Origin of the sequence: Nibrella saemangeumensis (genome assembly GCF_039541915.1) — a bacterium.
GTDB classification, from domain to species: Bacteria; Bacteroidota; Bacteroidia; order Cytophagales; family Spirosomataceae; genus Nibrella; species Nibrella saemangeumensis.
Window position 1 is genome coordinate 276,812 of sequence record NZ_BAABHD010000022.1, and the last position, 21,975, is coordinate 298,786.

18 protein-coding genes are annotated in these 21,975 nt (G+C 53.6%); 6 read left to right on the forward strand and 12 right to left on the reverse strand.

Translation table 11 applies throughout. The features are described 5' to 3' along the window. Nucleotides 1–32: 32 nt before the first annotated feature. Complete coding sequence (locus ABD949_RS09055; protein ID WP_345242700.1) at nucleotides 33–1,703, reverse strand: amidohydrolase; 1,671 nt, start codon at nucleotides 1,701–1,703, stop codon at nucleotides 33–35. Between the two features lie 175 nt (nucleotides 1,704–1,878). Here ABD949_RS09055 and ABD949_RS09060 point away from each other — a divergent pair, with 175 nt between their 5' ends. Both ABD949_RS09060 and ABD949_RS09065 read left to right on the forward strand, forming a co-directional pair. After that, nucleotides 1,879–3,108, forward strand: coding sequence for an NADP-dependent isocitrate dehydrogenase (locus tag ABD949_RS09060; protein ID WP_345242702.1), 1,230 nt, complete (start codon nucleotides 1,879–1,881; stop codon nucleotides 3,106–3,108). An 88-nt stretch (nucleotides 3,109–3,196) separates the two neighbouring features. Beyond that, nucleotides 3,197–3,589, forward strand: a complete 393-nt coding sequence (locus ABD949_RS09065; RefSeq protein WP_345242704.1) for a Dabb family protein — start codon at nucleotides 3,197–3,199, stop codon at nucleotides 3,587–3,589. Between the two features lie 27 nt (nucleotides 3,590–3,616). Here the strand turns inward: ABD949_RS09065 and ABD949_RS09070 are convergent, their stop codons facing one another. The 3 genes from ABD949_RS09070 to ABD949_RS09080 all read right to left on the reverse strand — a co-directional run bounded on the left by ABD949_RS09070 (nucleotide 3,617) and on the right by ABD949_RS09080 (nucleotide 7,130). Next, nucleotides 3,617–4,198 carry a Uma2 family endonuclease gene (locus tag ABD949_RS09070; RefSeq protein WP_345242706.1) on the reverse strand — a complete coding sequence of 194 codons (582 nt, stop codon included), beginning with the start codon at nucleotides 4,196–4,198 and terminating at the stop codon, nucleotides 3,617–3,619. A gap of 92 nt (nucleotides 4,199–4,290) precedes the next feature. After that, nucleotides 4,291–6,486, reverse strand: coding sequence for a S9 family peptidase (locus ABD949_RS09075; RefSeq protein WP_345242708.1), 2,196 nt, complete (start codon nucleotides 6,484–6,486; stop codon nucleotides 4,291–4,293). Nucleotides 6,487–6,560: 74 nt separating this feature from the next. Beyond that, nucleotides 6,561–7,130, reverse strand: a complete 570-nt coding sequence (locus ABD949_RS09080; protein WP_345242710.1) for a YcxB family protein — start codon at nucleotides 7,128–7,130, stop codon at nucleotides 6,561–6,563. Nucleotides 7,131–7,231: 101 nt separating this feature from the next. On the opposite strand from ABD949_RS09080, the gene ABD949_RS09085 reads away from it, so the two are divergent. Next, nucleotides 7,232–7,741, forward strand: a complete 510-nt coding sequence (locus ABD949_RS09085; protein ID WP_345242712.1) for a phosphoribosyltransferase family protein — start codon at nucleotides 7,232–7,234, stop codon at nucleotides 7,739–7,741. 68 nt (nucleotides 7,742–7,809) lie between these two features. Continuing rightward, a complete protein-coding gene (locus ABD949_RS09090) occupies nucleotides 7,810–9,219 on the forward strand; it encodes a T9SS type B sorting domain-containing protein (RefSeq protein ID WP_345242714.1) in 1,410 nt (469 codons plus the stop codon). Nucleotide 9,220: 1 nt separating this feature from the next. On the opposite strand, the gene ABD949_RS09095 is transcribed toward ABD949_RS09090, so the two are convergent. Continuing rightward, on the reverse strand, nucleotides 9,221–12,175 hold the full coding sequence (locus ABD949_RS09095) for a DEAD/DEAH box helicase (protein ID WP_345242716.1): 2,955 nt from the start codon (nucleotides 12,173–12,175) through the stop codon (nucleotides 9,221–9,223). Between the two features lie 403 nt (nucleotides 12,176–12,578). Here ABD949_RS09095 and ABD949_RS09100 point away from each other — a divergent pair, with 403 nt between their 5' ends. Continuing rightward, nucleotides 12,579–15,302, forward strand: a complete 2,724-nt coding sequence (locus ABD949_RS09100; protein ID WP_345242718.1) for a PAS domain-containing protein — start codon at nucleotides 12,579–12,581, stop codon at nucleotides 15,300–15,302. 232 nt (nucleotides 15,303–15,534) lie between these two features. On the opposite strand, the gene ABD949_RS09105 is transcribed toward ABD949_RS09100, so the two are convergent. Both ABD949_RS09105 and trxA read right to left on the reverse strand, forming a co-directional pair. Further along, on the reverse strand, nucleotides 15,535–16,167 hold the full coding sequence (locus ABD949_RS09105; RefSeq protein ID WP_345242720.1) for a YceI family protein: 633 nt from the start codon (nucleotides 16,165–16,167) through the stop codon (nucleotides 15,535–15,537). A 130-nt stretch (nucleotides 16,168–16,297) separates the two neighbouring features. Further along, nucleotides 16,298–16,615, reverse strand: a complete 318-nt coding sequence (gene trxA, locus ABD949_RS09110; RefSeq protein WP_345242721.1) for a thioredoxin — start codon at nucleotides 16,613–16,615, stop codon at nucleotides 16,298–16,300. A 195-nt stretch (nucleotides 16,616–16,810) separates the two neighbouring features. Between trxA and ABD949_RS09115 the strand changes: the two genes are divergently transcribed. After that, the gene (locus ABD949_RS09115) at nucleotides 16,811–17,974 is read left to right on the forward strand and encodes a zinc-dependent alcohol dehydrogenase (RefSeq protein WP_345242722.1); all 1,164 of its coding nucleotides are present in this window, start codon (nucleotides 16,811–16,813) and stop codon (nucleotides 17,972–17,974) included. A gap of 98 nt (nucleotides 17,975–18,072) precedes the next feature. Here ABD949_RS09115 and ABD949_RS09120 read toward each other — a convergent pair whose 3' ends face one another. The 5 genes from ABD949_RS09120 to pelA all read right to left on the reverse strand — a co-directional run bounded on the left by ABD949_RS09120 (nucleotide 18,073) and on the right by pelA (nucleotide 21,931). Then, the gene (locus tag ABD949_RS09120) at nucleotides 18,073–18,561 is read right to left on the reverse strand and encodes a VOC family protein (protein ID WP_345242725.1); all 489 of its coding nucleotides are present in this window, start codon (nucleotides 18,559–18,561) and stop codon (nucleotides 18,073–18,075) included. Nucleotides 18,562–18,640: 79 nt separating this feature from the next. Further along, on the reverse strand, nucleotides 18,641–19,639 hold the full coding sequence (locus tag ABD949_RS09125; protein ID WP_345242727.1) for an alpha/beta hydrolase fold domain-containing protein: 999 nt from the start codon (nucleotides 19,637–19,639) through the stop codon (nucleotides 18,641–18,643). Between the two features lie 18 nt (nucleotides 19,640–19,657). Further along, complete coding sequence (locus tag ABD949_RS09130) at nucleotides 19,658–19,822, reverse strand: hypothetical protein (protein ID WP_345242728.1); 165 nt, start codon at nucleotides 19,820–19,822, stop codon at nucleotides 19,658–19,660. 15 nt (nucleotides 19,823–19,837) lie between these two features. Continuing rightward, on the reverse strand, nucleotides 19,838–20,854 hold the full coding sequence (locus ABD949_RS09135) for a pectinesterase family protein (RefSeq protein WP_345242730.1): 1,017 nt from the start codon (nucleotides 20,852–20,854) through the stop codon (nucleotides 19,838–19,840). A gap of 24 nt (nucleotides 20,855–20,878) precedes the next feature. Continuing rightward, nucleotides 20,879–21,931 (reverse strand): pectate lyase, encoded by a 1,053-nt coding sequence (pelA, locus tag ABD949_RS09140; RefSeq protein ID WP_345242731.1) that lies wholly within the window; start codon nucleotides 21,929–21,931, stop codon nucleotides 20,879–20,881. Between the last annotated feature and the right edge of the window lie 44 nt (nucleotides 21,932–21,975).

Sequence of the window (21,975 nt, forward strand, 5' to 3'; positions counted from 1 at the left end):
GCGGGTGATTGCCCGCCTTGCTGTTTTCAGACTTACTTACCTTTTGATTCTTTCTGTTTTACCAGTTCGGCCCGCTGGTCGTCGCGTAGCGTTGGGTATTTGATTCCTAACTGCTCCAGATACGTCTTATACTTGCTGGGGTCGTAGTAGTATTTTTTTAGCTCCGGTTTGAATTTGGCCATGATCTCGCGATTCAGGTACACGGCCGGTATCTCCTTCGGTGAAATCAGCGGAGTGTACTTCACCTCTTTAGTTTGCTCTTCCTTGTAGTAGGCCCAGGCGTTTCTGATGAGGTCCGGTTTGGTAAGCAGGTCGAGCAGCGTCATGGCTTCGGCCTTGGCCCCGGCCACGATCCCTTTGTGGGCAATGGGTGTCGCCATCGAAATGGCGTTGGACCAGTGGTGGCCGGGCAGCCCCGGAATGTTGGAGGGATAACGCAGCACCACCGTCGGCAGCGACCAGGAAATATCCGCAATGTCGTCGGAGCCACCAGCCATGACCATCATGGTTTGTCCTCCCATCATTACCGTTGGGGAGGCTGCTGGAAGCCCAATAGAGTCTAATCTCGTGTTTAAACCTGCTGTTTTGGGGGCCTGAATTTCGAGCTGAATAGCTTTTGCCAGCAATTGGTCTTCTTCCGACCAGGTAGGCAGACCTACCTTTTTTATATTTTCGAACATAGCTTCAGCAATGGGCTTATTAAAGTGCTGTGGCCATGCTGATCCTAGTATTTCATACGTAAACTTAGTGTCTGTCATCAATGCGGCTCCTTCAGCTGTCTTGAGGCCAGTTTCAAAAAGTTTTCTGATTTTAGGATACGACCGCTCACGGAAGTAATACCAGACAGAGGCTTTGGATGGCACAACATTAGGTTGATCTCCACCATCCGGGATGACATAGTGCGATCGCTGACTTAACTCCAGATGCTCACGGCGAAAATTCCAGCCAATGTTCATTAATTCTACTGCGTCTAACGCACTACGGCCCCGCCAGGGAGCTCCAGCAGCATGGGCAGCCTGTCCTTCAAAAGTAAATTTTGCTGAGATCAGTCCAGTAAAGCTTGCATCGCCGTACGATACGCCTAAGTTGTTGTCAACGTGGGTGAAGATGCAGGCGTCTACGTCTTTGAAGTAGCCGTCGCGGACGTAGAAGGCCTTGGCGGCCACGAGTTCCTCCGCCACACCGGGCCAGAGCATCAGCGTGCCCGGAATTTTCTCCCGCTCCATCAGTTGCTTGACGGCCAGGGCGGCTACGATGTTGAGCGCCTGCCCCGAGTTATGGCCTTCGCCGTGGCCGGGGGCTCCTTCAACCAGTGGCGAATGATAGGCGACACCCGGTTTTTGATTTGCTTTTGGGATGCAGTCGACGTCGCTGCCGATGGCGATCACCGGCTTGCCCGAACCCCAGGTGGCAATCCAGGCGGTAGGCATGTTGGCAATGCCTTTCTGCACGGTAAAACCTTCTTTCTCCAGCAGGGTGGTCAGGTACTTGAACGTTTCTTCTTCCTGAAAGCCCAGTTCGGAGAAACTGAACAGCATATCGTTGATCTGCTGGCCCAGTTCTTTTCGTTTTTCAACTTCAGCGATGGCTTCCTGTTTCAGCTTGTCGAGGCCGCGGTCGGCGGTTCTGGCTTTTTTTGGCTGGGCGATCAGCAGGCCTGGGAGCAGGGTAAACAGCAGCAGCCCTTTGGTAAAGATTTTCATGAAAGGCCAAATAATAAGAGGTCGTTGGGGATGTATTACCGATAAATATACGGAAAACTGCTAAGATGGTAGCAAACGGTAGAACTTGGGAATATTGTTTTCCCCGTTCGGGCATAATTACTACTTTTGCGCGTTGATTCCCGAATCGTTTCATCTGATTTACAAATCGAAGCACATGGAGAAAATTAAAGTGGCCAACCCGGTAGTCGAGCTGGATGGCGACGAAATGACCCGCATTATCTGGAAGTTCATTAAGGACAAGTTGATTCTCCCCTACATCGACGTAGACATCAAATATTATGACCTGGGTGTTGAGTATCGTGATGAGACCAACGACCAGGTAACCATCGACGCGGCCAATGCGATCAAGCAGTATGGTGTTGGTATCAAATGCGCCACCATTACGCCCGACGAAGACCGCGTGAAAGAATTCAATCTGAAGCAGATGTGGAAGTCGCCGAACGGTACCATCCGGAACATCCTGGACGGTACGGTATTCCGCGAGCCGATCGTAATTCAGAACGTACCGCGTCTGGTAACCAACTGGAAAGCGCCGATCATCGTGGGCCGTCACGCCTTTGGTGACCAGTACCGCGCCACGGATTTTGTGGTGCCGGGTCCGGGTAAGCTGACCATCAAATTTGAGGGTGAAGACGGTCAGGTACAGGAGTACGACGTCTATAACTTCAAAGGTGCCGGTGTGGCCATGGGTATGTACAATACCGAAGATTCGATCCGTGGTTTTGCTAAAGCGTGTTTCAACATGGCCCTGCAGAAAGGCTGGCCGCTGTACCTCTCCACTAAAAACACCATCCTGAAAAAGTACGATGGTCGTTTCAAAGATATTTTCCAGGAGATTTACGAAGCCGAATTCAAAGAGAAGGGCGTTCACTACGAACACCGCCTGATCGACGACATGGTGGCTTCCGCCCTGAAGTGGGAAGGTAACTTTGTTTGGGCCTGTAAGAACTACGATGGCGACGTTCAGTCGGACACCGTAGCGCAGGGCTTTGGCTCACTGGGTCTAATGACTTCCGTTCTGGTTACGCCGGACGGCAAAACCATGGAAGCCGAAGCGGCCCACGGTACCGTAACGCGCCACTACCGCGAACACCAGAAAGGTAACCCAACCTCTACCAATCCCATTGCCTCGATTTTTGCCTGGACCCGTGGTCTGGCGTTCCGGGGTAAACTGGATGGCAATCAGCAACTGATCGACTTCTGCCACGCGCTGGAGCAGGTATGTATCGAAACCGTAGAGAGCGGTAAGATGACCAAAGACCTGGCAATTTCCGTATATGGAAACGACGTAAAGCATGGTCTGCACTTCCTGTATACTCAGGAGTTCCTGGAAGCTTTGGATGCTAACCTGAAAGAGAAACTGGGACAGCCGGCGGAGCAGTAATGCCAGTATATTGGCCTGATCTGATACTTTTTGAAGCGCTGCCCTGTTTGGGGTGGCGCTTCTCATATCAAATCTACCTGTATAACCCATGAAACGAATTGTTGCGCTACTGGCTTTTACCTGCCTGTTGTCTGTAGGCGCGTATGCCCAAACCGGAAAGAAAATGAATGGAAATGTATTGCAGCACGTGGTGCTGTTTAAGTTTAAGCCGGAGACGACGCCGGAGAAAGTAAACGAGATTGTAGCCGCTTTTGAAGCGCTGCCCTCCAAGATCAAAGAAATCAAAGGCTTTCAGTGGGGCACCAACAATAGCCCCGAGAAGCTTGATAAAGGTCTAACCCATGCCTTCATCCTGACCTTTGACAATGAGAAGGATCGGGATACCTACCTGCCACACCCCGCCCATAAAGAATTTGGTAAAGTGGTTGGCCCGTGGCTGGCGGATGTAACAGTAGTTGATTTTACGAATAAGGGGAAGTAAGTAGACCGGAATTGTATTCCGGTCTACTTACGATTCAAATACCTCTTTTACATTTAACTCAAAACCTTCCAGCACACCTTCTCCAGATAAGGCTTCAGCGAAAGAACGCATTTCCGGCTCTTTACCAGGACGGTAGATATGCGTTTGCTCCGTCTCTGGATCAATCAGCCAGGCCAGACGAACGCCGTTCTGTAGCCACTTCTCCATCTTCCGCTGCAAATCAATCAGCGTATCTGATTCAGAACGGAGTTCGATAACAAAGTCGGGGCAGACGCGGGCAAACTTTTTCAGGTCATCGGGTGGTACAGTTGCTAAACGTTCATTGCTTACAAATCCTACATCTGGTGCCCGCATAGATGTGTCGGGCAAGGTATAGCCGCCGTTAGAGTCGGTTACAACTCCTGCTTTTTTGCGGTGGTTCCATTGCCAGACGGAACTCCCTAAACTCATATTTCGGCGGCTACTCTCAAGTCCGGTGGGGGGCATAATAATGATTTGTCCGTTTTCGTCGCGCTCGATGCGGAGGTCCGGGTTTGCCTGACAAAAGGCATACAACTCCTCATCCGAGAACACATCAATCCGCCGGGGTATCTGCAACGTGACCTGCATAAAGGAGAAAGGCTGTTTAGACAAATATAACAAAAGACGTTGGACAATAGACATCAGACGTTAAACTACAAACTGTCTGGTCCAACGTCTTCTTACAAATTCTTCTCCACAAAATCCGTCATCATCCGGTACAGGTGCAGGCGGGTATTGCCGCCGGAGATGCCGTGGGCCCGGTTGGGGTAGTAAAAGGACTGAAACTGTTTGCCGGCCTTGATCAGCGCATCCTGAAACGCCACGGCGTTCTGGAAATGGACGTTGTCATCGCCGGTGCCGTGGATGAGCAGGAAGTTGCCTTTCAGTTTGGCCGCGTGGGTCAGCGGAGAGTTGTCGTCGTAGCCGGACGGGTTGTCCTGCGGGCGCTTCAGGAAGCGTTCCGTATAAATGGTATCGTAGAAACGCCAGGTAGTAACCGGGGCAACTGAGATACCCGCCTTGAAGTAGTCGGCTCCGATAGTCATGCAGAGCGCCGACATATACCCACCGAAACTCCAGCCCCAGATACCAATCCGGCTTTTATCCACGTACGGCAACGTACCCAGGTATTTAGCCCCTTCGATCTGATCCTGCGTTTCCAGTTTACCTAACTGGCCATAGGTAACTGTCCGGAAATCTTTACCCCGGCCGCCGGTACCCCGGTTATCAACGCAGACCATCAGGTACCCTTTCTGCGCCAGCGTCTGGTACCAGAAAAAGTCACGGGCCTCCCACGTATTGCGTACCTGCTGGGAGCCGGGACCGCCGTACACAAACATCAGTACCGGGTACCGGCGGGTGCTGTCGAAATTCACGGGGCGAATCATCCAGCCGTTGAGCGAGACGTTTTCGGAGGTGGTAAACTGAAAAAAGCGCTTTGGCGAAATGCTGTATTCCTGCAAACGGGCTTTTAACGCATCATTATTTTCGGCGGTCCGGACCAGTTTGGCGGCAGTTTCCTTCCCGCGGGGAGCCTGCTGCACACTTACCGTATACGGCGATGCCGTAGTGGTATGGTATTGCAGGTAGTAGCTGTAATCCGGACTCATATTGATGCTATGCGTCCCGGCCTGCGGGGTCAGTCTGATCTTATTTTTACCGTCGAGTCCAACTCGGTACAGGTGGCGCTCCATGGGCGACACTTCTGTGGAGGTGAAGTAAACCACCTTGCTAGTCTCATCGACGCCCAGCACATTATCTACCTCCCAGTTACCGGTTGTGAGTTGCCGGATCGCCTTGCCGCTCATGTCGTGCAGGTAGAGGTGCTTGTAGCCGTTGCGTTCGCTGGAGTTGAGGAAGGTTTTGCCGTCTTGCAGGTACGTCAGGTCATCGGTCAGTTCTAGGTCCACGTAGGTGGGGCTTTTTTCGGTCAGCACAATTGACGTTTTGCCGGTCATGGCGTCGGCGTGGAGCAGATCCAGCCGGTTTTGCAGGCGGTTTAACCGGCGGACTGACAGTAGATTCGGGTTCTGGGTCCAGCGAATGCGGGGCAGGTACATGTCGGTTTCGGTGCCGGTATCGATCTGTACTTTCTTTTGCTTATCCAGGTCAATTACCCAGATCGTTACAATAGCGTTGGCTTCGCCGGCTTTGGGGTACTTGAAGCGGTAATCGGCCGGGTAAAGTGAGCCCCAACGCTGCATGTTGAATTCCGGTACGCGGCTTTCATCAAAGCGCTGCCAGGCAATCCGGCGGCTGTCCGGCGACCAGTCGAAGGCCCGCGACATGCTGAATTCTTCTTCGTACACCCAGTCGGCCGCACCGTTGATGATTTCGTTCCGCTTGCCGTCGGTGGTGAGCTGCGTCTCTGTCATGGTGCCGAGGTCGGTCACAAACAGGTTGTTGTCGCGGATAAAGGCGACTTTGCGACCGTTGGGGGAGAAGGTTGCATACATCTGTTTCCCTTTGGCCGACAGCCGGGTCAGTTTTTTTGTGTCAAGGTCGTACATGTAAAACTCCGCCTTGGACGACCGGCGGTAGATTTGTTCTTCATCGGTGGTGATCAGCAGCTTCCGTTCGTCGGCGCTGAGCTGGTAGTCTTCTATCTGAATGGCCTGCCCGGCTTCCGTTTTAGCCTGTTTTTCATCAAACAGCGTCTCAGCGGCCTGGCCTGAAGCAATGCTGTAGCGGACTACCCTGCCGCTTTCCAGGGAGGTATAATAGCCACCGGCTTTCATCCAGTTGACACCGGCAACCGTTTTCTGGGCGAAAGCATTCTGGCCCCAGACCTCATCCAGGGTAATCTGTCTTTTAGTTTGGGCGGTAACCGGCACCGTCAGGCTCAGCCACAGCCACGCAACAGCAAGTTTTCTCATGGGTAAAAAATCGCCCCTGACCGGGCGGATCGCAGGTCAGGGGCAGATACAGGGTTTGTATGAAGAAGTATAGGTTATTTCTCGGTCTCGGCCAGCAGCCCTTTCCGCTTCAGCAGGATATCCATAAAGCGGAGGTCGTTTTCGGTGGTGAAAATGCTGTAGGGCAGGTATAGAAACTGGGCGCGGGCCATTTGCTTCGCCAGCGCTTTCATGAAGAAGTTCATCGACAGCGACGAGATGGCGTCTTCGTTGGCGAGCATCAGCACATAGGCGTCTTTCTCCTTTTGAACTCCCCGGATCTGGTTCCATTTCAGAATGCCGCCTTCTTTGGCGTTGATGCGCATCAGGATCTGGCGGCTGTCAATTTCATATACGTACTTCTGGAACATCGGCTTAAACTGCTCCGACTGCGTAACCCCCGTAAACTGAATGGCCCAGAACACAACATACAGAATGGTGAGCAGGACCACCACGATGTAGATCCAGATGTTGGGGTAAACGCCGGTTACGTTCAGAATTACGTTCAGGATAATCAGCCCTAGCGGGATAAAACCCCAGTACCAGTTTGTTTTTAACCAGTTCCGAATGGCCAGACTGATGTACGTTTTGGTGTCTAAGGCGTATTTTTTGGTTTTAATAATCATAATCACTCATCAACCGACAGGTACCTCGGCAGCCTCTTTAAAATGAAGGCACAAAAATAGACAACTTCGGTGTAATTTGCAGCCAAATCTTTTATGAGCGCATGAGTTCGCAGCCTACGCAGATCCTGACTGCTGAGCAGTTACAGCAGAAAATCCGGCGCATTGCCTTTCAGATATATGAGAACAATTTTGAGGAGTCGGCGCTGGTGCTGGCGGGCGTATCGGGCGAGGGGTATGTATTTGCCCAACTGCTGGAGAATGAACTGAAACAGATCGCTCCGCTGGCCGTGACGCTGCTGCATCTGGACCTGGACAAAACCAGAAAAGCCCAGCCCCCGATCCAGATTGACAATCCGGCGGCTAACTACACAGATACCGTAGTGATTGTGGTAGATGATGTCTTGAATTCCGGCCGGACGCTGGCGTTCAGTCTGCAACCCTTTCTGACGGTTGCCGTGCGTAAACTCCAGGTGGCTGTGCTGGTCGACCGCAACCACCCCCGCTACCCGGTGGCCGCCGATTACATCGGCTATGAACTGTCGACGACCTTGACGGAGCACGTTGAGGTCGTGTTAAGCAATGAGAGCCGGATTGGGGTCTACCTGCACTAAGTGTCCGGATTTGATTCGTTTGCCGGATTTGTGTAACATTATTTCATTGTTGACAGAGAGTTTACGCCGTGCTGCTGACCACCCTTCGATACTGCCTGCTTATTCTCCTGGCCGGGGCGGGTTCGGTAATGGGGCAGAATCTGGTGCCAAACCCGGGTTTTGAAGACATCAAAAAGCCGCAATGTGATTTTACCCGCCAGAATGAAAACGTCAGTGAATACATCGTCGATTGGTATGCGCCCACGGCCGGTACGCCTGACATCTGGTCTGCTGCCGGCATATTACCGCAAAACTGCCAGCAGCGTTTAGATCAGGTTGAACCCCAACCCCGTACCGGTAGTAAATGCCTTGGGGTTTACACCTACGTGGCCCGCACCGGTTCGTACCGGGAGTATATACAGGTAAAGCTGAAACAACCGCTGAAACAGGGCGCTACTTATTATGCCGAGATGTACGTATTGCTGCTTGACCGCTCCCCGGGAGGGACATCGACGGAAGTAACCAGCAATACGGCTTCCAACAACCTGGGCCTGTTTTTCTCGGTCAATCCGGTGGGTATCCGGACGGGGCCGGTCAATTTCGGCTATGTGCTGACCGGTACACCGCAGATCAACCGGACCGAATTGGTCAGGGATACCAGACAGTGGGTAAAGGTTTCAGCCTGTTTTGTTGCCGAAGCTGCCTATAGCTACCTGACGATCGGAAACTTCTTTGCTGATGCGCAGACCCGGCTTCAGGTGGTGACGGCGGATTTACCCCGTAACGCAGCCTACTACCTGATTGATGATGTGTCGGTGACTGAGGTTTTCGACAGGATTCCGGTAGCTGACCTAGGCGCAGATACGACCCTGTGTGCCGGGCAGTCCGTGGCCCTGGATCTGCCCGATTCTGTAAATACAGCCTTTCGCTGGCAGGATGGCACCACCCGGGCCCGCTACCTGATCCGACAAACCGGGGTTTATTCCGTCACGGCGACCCGTGGTATCTGCAGCGTCAGCGATAGTTTACGCGTGGAGGTGGAGCCGGCCATTTCGTTACCGGCCGATACCGTGCTGTGTCAGGGAGAGCAACTGGTACTCCGCGCTAATCACCCGCTGGATGCGTACCTGTGGAGTACCGGTTCTACGTCCTCACAACTGAGCGTCACCACAAAAGGGGAGTACGTCCTGACGATTCCGTCCCGGTACTGCCTCATCACCGATACCATCCGGGTTGATGTGGTGGATTGTCCGGGCCCAATACCGAATGTGTTTACGCCCAACGGCGACGGACGCAACGAAACCTTCTACATCGATAACATTCAGTTTCTTCCCTGGCGGCTCTCCGTCTACAACCGCTCGGGGCAGCGCGTGTATCAGACTGAAGCGTACACCAACGACTGGGACGGTGCCAACCTGCCCACCGGGCTTTACTATTACCGACTGCAAAACACAAGGCTTAGGCGGGAACTAAAGGGGTGGGTGGAGTTGATGCGGTAGCTTATTCGAGCAGTGCCATTACATCTTCCTTTGTTAGTGACTTCACGAAGCTTTCTTCGCTGGAGATGAGGTCGCTGGCCAGCTTTTGCTTGGAACGCTGGAGCGCCAGAATCTTTTCCTCGACCGTATTTTTGGTAATAAACTTATAGGTGAATACCGTCTTCTCCTGCCCGATACGGTGCGCCCGGTCGACGGCCTGCGCTTCAATGGCCGGGTTCCACCAGGGGTCCAGGATAAAGACATAATCGGCGGCCGTCAGGTTATGGCCCAACCCGCCGGCCTTGAGCGAGATCAGGAATAGTTTGATGGAGTCGTCGGTCTGAAACAGTTTCACCTGCGACTGCCGGTCCTGCGTAGAGCCGTCGAGGTAGGCATAGCTGATCTGATTTTCTTTGAGGTACTGCCGGAACACGTTAAGGTGTTTGATGAACTGGCTGAACACCAGAACCTTGTGGTTGTCAGCCATGGCGCTTTCCAGACGCATCAACACATCTTCGAGCTTGCCGGAGTCCCCCGCATACGCTTCGTCGATCAGGCGGGGGTGGTTGGCAATCTGCCGCAGTTTGGTCAGGCCCTGCAGCACCACCATCTGTGATTTGGCCATGCCGTTCTCTTCAATCTGCTCCAGTATCAGGTTGCGGTAGTAGGATTTGGCTTCTTCGTATTTATCGGCCTGGTCGCCGGTCATCTCGCAGTAGTGAATACTTTCCACCTTTTCGGGCAGGTCGGTGGCCACCTGGGCTTTGTTGCGCCGGAGCATAAACGGCTTGATGAGGCTGTAGAGCCGTTGCGTCTTCTGCTCGTCATTGCGCTTCTCAATCGGCACCTGGTATTCGTTGCGAAAGAAGGTCTGGCTCCCCAGCAGGCCGGGGTTGATGAAGGTCATCTGGGCCCACAAATCCATGGTACTGTTCTCCAGCGGGGTACCGGTCAGAATAAGCCGGTGCCCGGAGTTGAGTTGCATGACCGCCCTGGTGATGTGTGAGGATGGGTTTTTGATGGCCTGCGACTCATCCAGAATGACGTAATTGAACCGGTACTCTTTTAACAGATCAATGTCGATCCGGACAATGCCGTAGGAGGTCAGGATCAGGTCGTATCCGTCGAACTGTTCGGTGTTTTTGTCGCGGTACGTGCCGGTGTAGACCATGACGCGCAGATTGGGGGTAAACTTGCGGGATTCCAGTTCCCAGTTGTACAGCAGGGACGTAGGCATGACCAGCAGCGATGGCTCCGGTGCGCCGGCTTCCTTCTGGGCCTGCAACATGGCTAGTGTCATGACGGTTTTACCCAGACCCATATCGTCGGCCAGGCAGCCACCAAAGCGGTACTGGTTCAGGAAATTCATCCAGTCGTAACCGGCTTTCTGGTAAGGCCGCAGCGCTCCCGCAAAGCCGCCGGGTAACGGATTGCTCTCGATCTCCTCGAAGTTACGCAGCCGTTCGAGTTTGCGGCTGATCACGGTGGTGGCCAGACTGTCGCGCTCCAGGTCCTGCACCAGGGCCAGGTGGTGCTTGCGCAGGACAAGCTGGTCGGTGCCGTCGGGGTGTTCCAGAAACGCCAGCAGCTCCGAGTATTTGGTAAACCAGGTGTCGGGGATTACGGCGATCTCACCATTGGGCAGGGTAAACTCCCGCTTCTTGTTGAGAATCAGCGAACGGAGCTTAATAAACGGAATCTCGAATTCTCCGAAACAGACCTTGGCGTAGATATCGAACCAGTCGCGGCCTTCCTGAATCGACACTTCAATCGACGAATAGCCTAGGAAATAACGTTTGGCGTTGGCTACCGGTTGCCGGACCACAAAGCCGGCATGATGCAGGGTATTGCCGCGGCTGGATAGCCACTCAAAAGCTTCTCCTTTGCCCAGGGTGATAAAGCCCTGCTTCAGGTCAAGGCCATTCTCTTTCAGCCAGAGCAACTTTTGCGTTTCGGTGCGGGCATCGCGTTTTACTTTGTAGAAGATGTACTCGTCTCCTTTTTTTTCCAGACTTACGTTGGCCGTGGCTGATGGCGAATTGTCGTACCGGAACAGAAACGTGCCATACTGGAAGAAAAGCTCAAACCGCATCCGGTCGGAGTCCTGCCGCTCCACGTCGTCTTCCTCCTCACCAGACCCGGCAAACAGCGCGGTCGTGACCGGCTGGCTGGTTGTCGGCTGCTCGGCTACGGTCAGTACCGGTACCGGGGCCAGCGTTTCGGTCCGGATTTCGAACCCTTTGGCGAAGACATCATACGAAGCAATGAGCGGGGCCACAAACCGCTGATAATACTGATCCTCAATATTTTTGGGGATAACAATGTGGTTTTTGTTCAGAAATGGCCGTAGCTTTTTGCCATCTACCTGTTTATCGAAGTGATAAAGGCGGTTGTTGACCATCATCCAGGCCGGGTCATCACACAGCAGCAGGGCGTTTTTGAACTGAAACTCCACGCGGGTATCCTCGTAGCGGATGATCGGGAAGTAATGCGTGGAGTCGGCATTCCGTACAAAATGAAAAAACACCCTGGCGGGTTCGGTCATCCATTCGACCGGCTGCCAGGCCGGGTTGCCGTCGTTGCCCATGATGTACAGCGGCTTACCGACAATGCTGGGCAGGATTCTGGCTTTCATCCGTTCCAGATAATCGGCAATGGCCTCCTGAATCAGTTTATCGCCTTTGTGCGGATCATACGTCTTCAGGAAAAAGTCTACGGAGGGGAGCTTTCGGGTATTGTACTTTTTTAGAATAACATCCTGCTGAATGGCTTCAATAAGCCGGACCGATTCAAAATCCCGTTCATCCAGCCCATCGGCAAACTCACCCGCGTTCTGAGTCGACAGCGTCTGGTTGAGCAGCGTGAGTTCGCCCCGGCCGTTCAACTGAACAACAAAAGCTTCGATCAGGTAGCCCAGAAATTCATGTTCCAGCAAGGAGTAAACAATCTGATACGGTTCGGTTGGTGAGACCTTCATAGAGAGTAAGGATGATAACGGTCAAATAATCAACAGAATGCGCACCAGAATAAACCACTATTCAACTTTGGACAAGCACACGGACAGGCAGGCAGCGCAATGAATGAAATTGCTTAAAACGAGCAGAATTGCCAACGTTTTGAAAAGCAACGATTTCAAATATACAAACCTGAATCAAAAGCACAAATGAAGAAAAAAGGAAAAAACAGAAAGTTTACGTTTCGGGTACACTTTAAAAGGAAAAACTACCCTACCCCTGCGTTCATCTGCCACGCCGAAATAGTTGTTCATCTGGGGATTACCCTATCTTTACCTGCCCGTTTCGTTGTTAAATGGAAGAGGATACAGTTTTATCAGAGCGGCCGCAGGCCGCGAGCCGTTATCCTATAAACGATCTACCCTTATGAATGCAGTGCCAGTAGCTTTGGTGACCTTGCCTTTCCCGTTACCCGTCAGTGGAACCATCACCCTGAGGGCTGTAAGAGACAAAGAAGGAGGGATTGCCGACCTGATCCTGGATGGACTCAACCCGCCGGCCGGACCGGAGTGGGCGGGGGATAGTCCGTTTGTATCCGGTGCAAAGCTATCTGCTTTTAAAGAAACCGCCGGGTGGGCACCGGTTGCTTCCTGGTTTGTCCGGCAGGCAGACGAAGTGATCCGGACCCAGCGGCCCGCCCGTTTCCCGCAGGGTTTTGGCACGCAGGATGGGGCGCTGCACTATGACCTGTCCGTTTTTCCGTTAGCGGATGGCATTATGGTCATGTATCAGCGCTGCCCCTTACAAGACACGAGGGTGACGGATGGGCTGCTACGCCAGATGCTGGAAACCGCTACCTGTGGGCTACTCTTTAGTAGCCCGTTGCGGGATGCTGAAGGCCAGATCATCGATTTTCAGGGCGAGGAGTGTAATCAGGCTATGTATGCCCTGGCCGGGTTTTCCCGCGAGCAGATGCTGACCCAGACGATGCTGACCTGCGACCCCGACGGACGGGTGAGTGGTATCTTTGACCGGTGGGTTCAGGTTGTTGAAACCGGTATTGCTCAGGAGGTAGATCATTATTTTGCGCAGCGGGGGCGGTGGCTGCGGCAACACCTGACAGCGTACAATGGTGGGGTACTGGCCTGCTTTGAGGATGTTACCGATCAGCGCAGGAACCAGCAGGTTGACCTGCTCCAAACCGTGATTGATAACATTCAGGCCGGGTTGCTCCTGGTTGATGCGGTACGGGAGCCGCAAACGGGCCGGATAACGGATTTTCGCTACCGGGTTACCAATGCGTATAACGCCCGGCTGGCCGGCAAAACCGTGGAGCAGATGAACGGGCGGCTAATTCATGACGTCTTTCCCGGCTGGCAGCATTCGGATTTGTTCCGGAGCATGGTGGCGGTGGTGGAGTCGGGTCAGCCGCAGAAGGCCATATTTCCCTATAGCGATTATGGCTGGAACGGGTGGTTCGATGGGTCGTTTATTCCCGTCGGCGATGGTCTCCTTTACACGTACATTGACGTCACCCAACTAAAGAAATCGGAACTGGAGGCCCGTCAGGCAGAGCGGGAGCGGCAGTATCAGGCCGAGACGTTTCAGGCGGTACTGGCCTCTATGCTCCACGCCATCGCTATTCTGAAAGTGGTGCGTGATCCTGCCGGTAAGCTGGAGGATCTGTATTATGAGTACATCGGCGACAAAGGTTTACGGGAGACGGGAATGCGCCGGGAGCAGATCGTGGGTCAATCCATGCTGCGGCTGTTTCCGGGTGTCCGGCAATCCAGGTTCTGGGCAGCCTACGAAGCCGTGCTGGAAACAGGTGAGCCGCAGCAGTTTGAGGAACACTACCAGCACGATGGCTACGACAATTACCTCAACTGCCAGGTGGTGCGGCTCGATGATGACCGGATCGTATCCATGTACCAGGTGATCAATGACCTGAAAAAGGCACAGCGGCAGACGGAGGAACAGGCCCGGACGCTACGAACAGTGCTGGACGGCTCCCAGAACGGAATTATCGCCTTCGAGGCCGTACGGAACGAGCGCGGAAAAATCATCGATTTTCGCTATAGGCTGCAGAACGAGGCCAACCGACAGCGGGTGAGCCGGACGGATGAACAGCTGCTTGGTCATACCATGCTGGAGTTCTTTCCGGATGTTGCAGCTAATGGATTGCTCGATAAATACATTGCGGTAGTGGAAACCGGAGTGCCCTTTCGGGAAGATATAGAGTATGACTATGGCCAGGGTAAAGGCTGGTATAACCTGTCGGTGGTGAAGCGCGACGATGGTATGGTGCTGACGGTTATGGACAAAACGGCCGAGAAGCGGGCCGAAGAAAGCCTGCGGGCCAACCAGCGTCAATTGGAAGCGGCCAACGAGGAGCTGCGCCAGTCGAACGAAAACCTGCAATCGTTTGCCTACGTGGCGTCGCACGATTTACAGGAGCCGCTGCGGAAGATACAAGCCTTTGGCGAACTGCTGGTAAACCAGTATGCGTCGCAAATACCCGCCGACGGCCAGGATCTGATCCGCCGAATGCAGTCGGCCTCGGCCCGGATGTCGAGCCTGATCCAGGACATTCTGGCATATTCCCGCATATCAACGCACGGTCAGCCGTTTGCCCCTGTTCCATTGAAGGAAGTGTTGCAGCAGGTAGAAGGCGATCTGGTGCCGGTGATCAATCAGGCCGGGGCGATTCTGGAGGTTGATCCGCTGCCGACCGTCTGGGGCGATCCTAGCCAACTCTGGCAGTTGTTTAATAACCTGTTGGGCAATGCATTGAAATTTACAAAGCCTGGTCAGCCGCCTTACATCCAGATCAGGGTCCGTGCTCTTCGGCAAGGCGAATTGCCTCAGGCTCTTCGAAAGCGGTCCGAGCCGGTATGGTGGGAGATCAGCGTCAGCGACAACGGCATCGGCTTTGAGGAGAAGCACCAGGAGCGCATCTTTCAGATCTTTCAGCGCCTGCACGGCCGCAGCCAGTACCCCGGCAGCGGCATTGGGCTGGCCATTTGCCGCCGGGTTGTCGAGCGGCATCAGGGCCTGCTCACCGCCAGCAGCCAGCCCGGCCAGGGTGCCACCTTCCGGATTTATTTGCCGGTCATGAGCGAGGAAGCACCCGCTCGTCCGCGTTTGTAACACTGTTCGTCCGCGTTTGTAACGCGAGACGGGCGAGGAGCGCATTTGTAATGCGCGTGTACTGGCTGGTAGCAGAAGTACGGAATCAGCGCGTCACAGACGCGGACCTCGCCCGTCTCGCGTTACAAACGCGGACGAGCAGCCGGTAAGGCAACAAAAAAGCCCAGGCGACCAACGGAAGCCTGGGTAAGTGTACGGTGGGTAAATTAGTTGGTGCTGAGCAATCGTCGGATTACTTAGCCGATGCAGTTGATACGGTGCTACCTGCTTTGCTGGCAACCAGATCAATGTTCAATTCGAAATCATTGTTGATGGCCTTGTCGCCGAGGTTGTCGAAGAAGCTGCCGGAACCGTATTTGATATCGTATTTGGTACGGTCAACAATCACTTTTGCTTTACCACGCAGTTGATTGCCATCCATTGTAATGGTAGCGGGGAACTCAACAGGCTTCTTGATACCCTTGATGGTCAGGTCACCGTTCACTTTGTACTGATTCTTACCCGTCGGTGTTACTTTGGTCAGCACCAGTGTTGAGGTGGGATACTTATCGGTGCTGAAAAAATCGTCTGACTTCAGGTGGCCTACCAGTTTCTGGTTGTAACCAGCATCGGTTAGGTCAGCGTTGGTGATCGAGCTCATGTCGATGGTAAAGAGACCGCCGATGATGGTGTTGCCTTTAGTGGTCAGCTTGCCGTCGGCCAGGTTGATCGAGCCATTGTGCTCGCCGGTTACTTTCTTACCTAACCAGGAAATTTTGGTTTGCTGCTTGTCCGCTTTGTACTCAACCGCTTTCGGGGTATTCGGCGTGAAGCCCATGGCCGTTACGGCTACTGCAGTCGACAGGAAAATGTTACGTAGATTCATAACTCTAAGTGATAGTTGGGTTAAAATTTTAATACTGTGTGTTTGCACATCTAATGTATATACATTTAATTTTTCCGAAAAATTCCCGGCTTCCAAAATTTTTTGATAATTTTTGGAAGCCGGGAAAAAGTCAATCGGCGTGCTGTTTGACCAGGGCTTCCAGCTTATGCAGCGGCTGCACGCCCGACTGCCGCCAGACGATCTTTCCTTTGTGAAACATAATCAGTGTCGGCACACTCTGGATCTGGTATTGCGTAGCGGCCGCCCGGCTCCGGTCAATGTCTACCTTCACGATCCGGACCTTATCGCCGGCCCGTTCGGCCAGTTGCTTCAAGGTTGGGGCCATCATCTTACAGGGGCCGCACCACTCCGCAAAGAAATCGACCAGCACCGGCTTGTCCCCCCGGATGATATCCTGAAAAGACTCTTTCTGCTGTGTATGGCTCATCGTTATGCGCTGCTTATGGTTGAACAGGTTGTTATCATCTGTAAAACAAAGGCGAACCGCAGACAGTTCGCCAGGTTTCAGATGTGATTCTCCAGTTAATCTGTCGGATAATCATTTTTGTTAAACCACCACTGATTTTCCGGGTTAACCTTCGTATCCGATAGACCGGAACAATCTCTCCAAATCATTTTCTTTATGAAAGCAGCAGTTTTTCACAAGCCTAAAGACATTCGCGTGGAGACGGTAGATGATCCGCGCATTGAGCAATCCCGCGATGCCATTCTCCGTGTTACATCCACTGCCATTTGCGGCTCCGACCTGCACATCTATAACGGCATGGTGCCGCAGCCCCGGAGTATGGTGCTGGGCCACGAGTTTATGGGTATTGTTGAAGAGGTAGGCCCCGGCGTTCCAAATCTGAAAGTAGGCGACCGGGTGGTGGTGCCGTTCCCGATTTCCTGCGGAGGGTGTTTCTTCTGCACGAATAATCTGCCTACGCATTGTGAAAACTCCAACCACAAAACCTACGGTCCTGAGGGGGAACTGATCAAAGCGAAGGGTGCCGGCGCTGCCTTGTTCGGCTATACCGATCTGTACGGCGGCTACGATGGCGGTCAGGCCGAGTACGTACGGGTTCCCTACGCTGACTACGGTCCGCGCAAGGTGCCCGATAACCTGACTGATGAACAGGTACTGTTTCTGACCGACATTTTCCCAACTGGCTGGGCTGCTATCGACTGGGCCGAACTGAAGGGGGGAGAAACCGTTGTGGTATTCGGCTGCGGTCCGGTCGGTATCATGGCTATGAAATCGGCCTGGATTCAGGGGGCTGGTCGGGTAATTGGTGTCGATATTGAGCCGTACCGGCTGGAGATGGCCCGCAAATCAGCCAATGCTGAAGTACTGAATGCCGATGAGATGGACGTAATTGAGGTGATACGCGCAATGACCGGTGGCTACGGAGCCGATGTGTGCGTGGATGCCGTAGGTATGGAAGCGCACCGGTCTGCTTTCGAAAAGGCTATGAACGTAGTGCAGATGGAAAAAGGCTCGATGAAGGTGCTGGAGATGTGTCTGGATGCCGTCCGGCGTGCCGGTGTGGTCACAGTCGTGGGTGTCTATGGTTCGCCTTACAATAATTTCCCTCTGTATAAATGGTTCGACAAAGGTATTAAGATGATGGGTGGTCAGGCGTGGGTTCATCGGTACATTGACCACCTGATCTCGCTGGTGCAGGATGGTAAGGTGGTGCTCAACGACATCATTACCCACGAAGTACCGCTGAGCGAAGCCTCCCGCATGTATGATATCTTCAATAAGAAGGAAGATAACTGCGTAAAGGTGGTGCTGAAGCCTTAAACTAATAGCCTTCTGCTATACGCTTAGAAGCCCCGACCAGCACTGGTCGGGGCTTCTGTATGAAGAAAATCACCACAAGCAAAAAGCAGCTGATTTCCCTATTGTTGCAACTCCCGAAGCAGACTTTCCAGATTTAGCGGCCGGGTAAACATATCCAAACCGCCTTCATCATTCACCGGCCATTGGTCGCGGGGACGATCCCAGTACAGCTCGACGCCATTCTGGTCGGGATCATTCAGGTAAAGCGCTTCGGAGACGCCATGGTCGGAGGCACCTGTCAGCGGATACCCGGCTTCGTGCAGGCGCTGAAACACTACTGCCAGGTCTTTGCGCTCCGGGTAAAGAATGGCCGTATGGAACAATCCGGCGCTTCGCACGGGTGCCGGCGGGGCATTCTTGCTGTACCAGGTATTGAGCCCGATATGGTGGTGGTAACCACCCGCCGAAATAAAGGCAGCATCTTTGCCGTACATCTGCGTGAGCGTAAAGCCCAGCAGATCGCAGTAAAAGGCCAGCGCACGGTCCAGGTCAGCTACCTTCAGGTGGACGTGACCAATGCGGGTCTGAGCAGGTATTGTGTAGGACATAGTCTGTTGGCTCACGAAATAGCCTCGTAAACCGCAGCTGCAAACTACGAATACATTGGGGATTCAGACGCAGCATTGCCTATTTCTTACTGAATACCTTATTCAAAAAGTTAACCGTGTAGCTCACTGTTGGCTCAAACCAGGGATGGAACAGCCAGAACGGGTGTGGCGCATCGGCAAAGGTGTGGACTTCGGAATAAATGCCCAGTGCGTTTAGCTTGCCAATCATATCGTCACGGCCGGCGTGCATGCGGTCCACCGAGCTGTTCAGGAACAGAATGGGCGGGGTGCTTTTATCGACGTAGGTAAGCGCAGACGCTTCATGCCATAGCTTCGGCTTTTCGGTTTTGGACGCGCCGAACCAGTAGGTAGCGGCTGAGGTGGAGCGGCTATCATCGCCCTCACCGGACTCGGGATGGATAAACGCCAGAACGCCATCCACATCCACAATGGCCTGCACGGCGCTGGATTGTTCGGTGTGGCAGCTGGTACCTTCCAACTCCTTGCGGTTACCGGTAGTGCCGAGCAGAGCCGCCAGCTGTCCACCCGCCGAGCAACCCAGTATAGCAATCCGATCAGGATCAATGTTGTATTCGCGGGCGTTGGTGCGCAGCCATCGGATAGCCGCTTTCAGATCGTGTACGGCAGCGGGGTAGAGGGCTTCGGTCGACAGGCGGTATTCAGCAGTGACGGCCACGTAACCATTGGTGGCCAACTGCTGCGCCATCGGAATCTGCTGCGACCGATCACCCGAACGCCAGCCCCCGCCATGGATAAGCAGCACTGCCGGGAGTTGGTTGCGATTAGTTGATTGGTTAACTGGGTAAAAGGCGTCGATGTGGAGGTCACGGCCGTTCTGGTTGCAGTAGACCACATTTAGGTTAGCCTGTACAGTTGGCGGCAGGGCAGGGGCGGCAATGCGGATATCGGGATGGGTTTTCTTCGCTTTTGAGTAGGCGCTGTGTACCGTAAATGAGGTGTCAGGTACGCCGATCAGCCCACTGGTGCGCTGCCCCATCGTCAGACCAGGACTCAGCCAAAGATAAAGCGAACCAGCAATAACCGCGATCTTACTCATTCCTGATTAAAGAGGTATTTAGTTGTTCTCCGGGGCCGTCAGTCGGTCGGAGAGGTCAAGGTGTAAGGCCCGGATATTTGCCAACACCAGCAGGTCTGTGTGGACTGGACAGACAGTCGGTTGGGTAAGATGCGGGGTATCTTCCAGATTGTCGGAGATAGTTGATTCAATACCTGGCTCCACGGGTTTAGGGTAGATTTAAAAATTGGCTTTGGTTATTTTCGATAAAGGCTTCCACTGATCGTCGCCGGCCAGCACGTGGTTCCGGTCGTAGCGCTGGACTTCTGCTTTGGTCAATTGCTTCGACCAGGCTACCCGCGTCTGCGGAGAGGCTCCCGGTCCTTCTGAGTTGTATTCAGCGTAAAAAGCAGTTTTTTCGGCGTCCGGCTTGCTCCAGTTGTGCCATCCTTCGGGCCGGATGTGTTCGCCCATGCGGGTGCGGATAAAGACGGTCTGCGCAAAGTTGCGCCAGGGCCGGCCCAGATACACACTCGCTTTGGGCGCGTCACCTATGAGGTTACAATCCACGAAAACATACCCGAACGGTTTGCCTTCCGGCGTTGACGCGGCCGTGATGTATTGGCCGCCTTTTTTGCTGAAGATGGTGCAGGTTTCGAAAACCGCCGTAGCCGAGCCAAAGATGAAATCGGTGGTACCCTCAATGTAGCAGTCCTTGTAATACTGGCGACCGTAATGACGCGGACTGCCGGTATATAGCGTGTCCTGAAAGCCCAGAAATCGGCAGTTGATAAATACCGCTCGGTCGCCGGTGACAAAGGCGGCTACGGCCTGTCCTACCGGTCCGGCGGTGTTTTCAAACGTGAGGTTCTCGGCCCGGAAGTCGTTGGCAAAGATGTAAAACGAGCCGGAAGTGGAGGTGGTGAGTTTCGTGCCATCGGCCAGCGTTTTGCCGGAGTAATCGTCGTACGTCAGGATGGTCGACGCTTTATCTTCCCCAATCAGGGTGACAAAATGCTTTGTGGAGTCGAGAGAGAGCTTTTCTTTGTAAGTACCCTTTTTAATTAGGATGGTGATCCGGTTGGGGTTGTTCTGTGGAATGGCATCCAGGGCAGCCTGTACCGTTTTGTAATCGCCACTGCCGTCCTGCGCTACCACCAATTGCTGTTTCTGCGCAACAGCAATTGAAGCAAATATAGTGCAGCAAAGCAGCAGAAAGAGCGGAAGGCGAATAGTGCCTGGGTTTACACGAATCATAGTCGGGAATCTGGTTGGAAAAGGTTAGTGTCCCCACTTTTTTACCCAATCCGGATACTCTTTTGCGAGGAGTTTTGCCGGCCAGGTGCCATACCAGGCATAGCCGGCCCGGCGCTCATTTTCGATTTCGGCCAGACTTTTCTTCTTCACGCCATCGCGGCCGGAGAAGAAGGGGGTATTGGTGTCAAGATCGTAGAACCGGGCCCAGAGGGTGGAGGAAGGATCCTGCACCACAATGACGTCCTGACCTTTGGGCTGCGACGGGTCTTTTATGCGCTTAGTAGCAATGCCGGTCAGCTTCACCGATTCCAGCCAGGCTACAGCCGCATGAACAGCCTGCCGAACTTCCGGTGAGGGGTTGTCCAGGCTCATCAGAAATTCCACGATACCTACACTCTCACTGCCACTAAGGGAGGCTAATTCAAAGGCACGGGCGTTGGCCGGCAGGAGCGTTTTCCGGTCGTGCTGGGCACACCAGGCGGTCAGTTTGCCTTGCTGTTTGTACTGCGTTTTGAGGATGCATTGTACTCCCCAGTTGACGGCCTGACGAGCCTGAGGAATTAAAGCCTTATCGATTGCCTCAAAGCCATTACTGGCGTCGGCGGTGTACTTCATCACCCACATCACATTAATCATTGCCTGATCATTGTAGGTGATGTGCTTGTGATACCCGCTGGTATCGGGGTAAAACTGCCCCCAGCCACCAGCGGCATTCTGGGCCGTAATCAGGTAACGAATGCCCCGTTCGGCGGCCTGGCGATACGCCGGATTCTGCGTTTGCTGAAACGCCTGGACTAAATGATTTATTTCCCGCGTGGTGGCCTGGTCGTCGATGGTCGCGTCCAGCTTTCCCTTCTCTTGCCTGAGCTTGTTCTGCTGGGCTTCCGTCAGCGGTTTCCGGTAATTGATGGGATCGCCACCCGGCTGCGGCCAGCCCCCGTTTTCCCGCTGAAACAGCAGCATCCGCTCAGCTACCGAGTCAATTTGTATCTGAACTTCAGGTCCGATAGGTGGCGACCCATACGACAGACCGTACTGTAGAAGGAATACAAGCGTAATCCAGATTCTTTTCCTCACTTGTTGATAGCTTCTCATCTCTCTTATCCAGTACGGCCCATCTG

Bases quoted from the DNA above. Each gene is read 5' to 3' on its own strand.
- ABD949_RS09115 (WP_345242722.1), top strand. From the start codon at position 16,811: ATGAAAGCAGCAGTTTTTCACAAGCCTAAAGACATTCGCGTGGAGACG.
- ABD949_RS09070 (WP_345242706.1), bottom strand. From the start codon at position 4,198: ATGCAGGTCACGTTGCAGATACCCCGGCGGATTGATGTGTTCTCGGAT.
- ABD949_RS09095 (WP_345242716.1), bottom strand. From the start codon at position 12,175: ATGAAGGTCTCACCAACCGAACCGTATCAGATTGTTTACTCCTTGCTG.
- ABD949_RS09105 (WP_345242720.1), bottom strand. From the start codon at position 16,167: ATGAATCTACGTAACATTTTCCTGTCGACTGCAGTAGCCGTAACGGCC.
- ABD949_RS09075 (WP_345242708.1), bottom strand. From the start codon at position 6,486: ATGAGAAAACTTGCTGTTGCGTGGCTGTGGCTGAGCCTGACGGTGCCG.
- ABD949_RS09085 (WP_345242712.1), top strand. From the start codon at position 7,232: ATGAGTTCGCAGCCTACGCAGATCCTGACTGCTGAGCAGTTACAGCAG.
- trxA (WP_345242721.1), bottom strand. From the start codon at position 16,615: ATGAGCCATACACAGCAGAAAGAGTCTTTTCAGGATATCATCCGGGGG.
- ABD949_RS09055 (WP_345242700.1), bottom strand. From the start codon at position 1,703: ATGAAAATCTTTACCAAAGGGCTGCTGCTGTTTACCCTGCTCCCAGGC.
- ABD949_RS09080 (WP_345242710.1), bottom strand. From the start codon at position 7,130: ATGATTATTAAAACCAAAAAATACGCCTTAGACACCAAAACGTACATC.
- ABD949_RS09065 (WP_345242704.1), top strand. From the start codon at position 3,197: ATGAAACGAATTGTTGCGCTACTGGCTTTTACCTGCCTGTTGTCTGTA.
- ABD949_RS09100 (WP_345242718.1), top strand. From the start codon at position 12,579: ATGAATGCAGTGCCAGTAGCTTTGGTGACCTTGCCTTTCCCGTTACCC.
- ABD949_RS09120 (WP_345242725.1), bottom strand. From the start codon at position 18,561: ATGTCCTACACAATACCTGCTCAGACCCGCATTGGTCACGTCCACCTG.
- ABD949_RS09135 (WP_345242730.1), bottom strand. From the start codon at position 20,854: ATGATTCGTGTAAACCCAGGCACTATTCGCCTTCCGCTCTTTCTGCTG.
- ABD949_RS09125 (WP_345242727.1), bottom strand. From the start codon at position 19,639: ATGAGTAAGATCGCGGTTATTGCTGGTTCGCTTTATCTTTGGCTGAGT.
- ABD949_RS09060 (WP_345242702.1), top strand. From the start codon at position 1,879: ATGGAGAAAATTAAAGTGGCCAACCCGGTAGTCGAGCTGGATGGCGAC.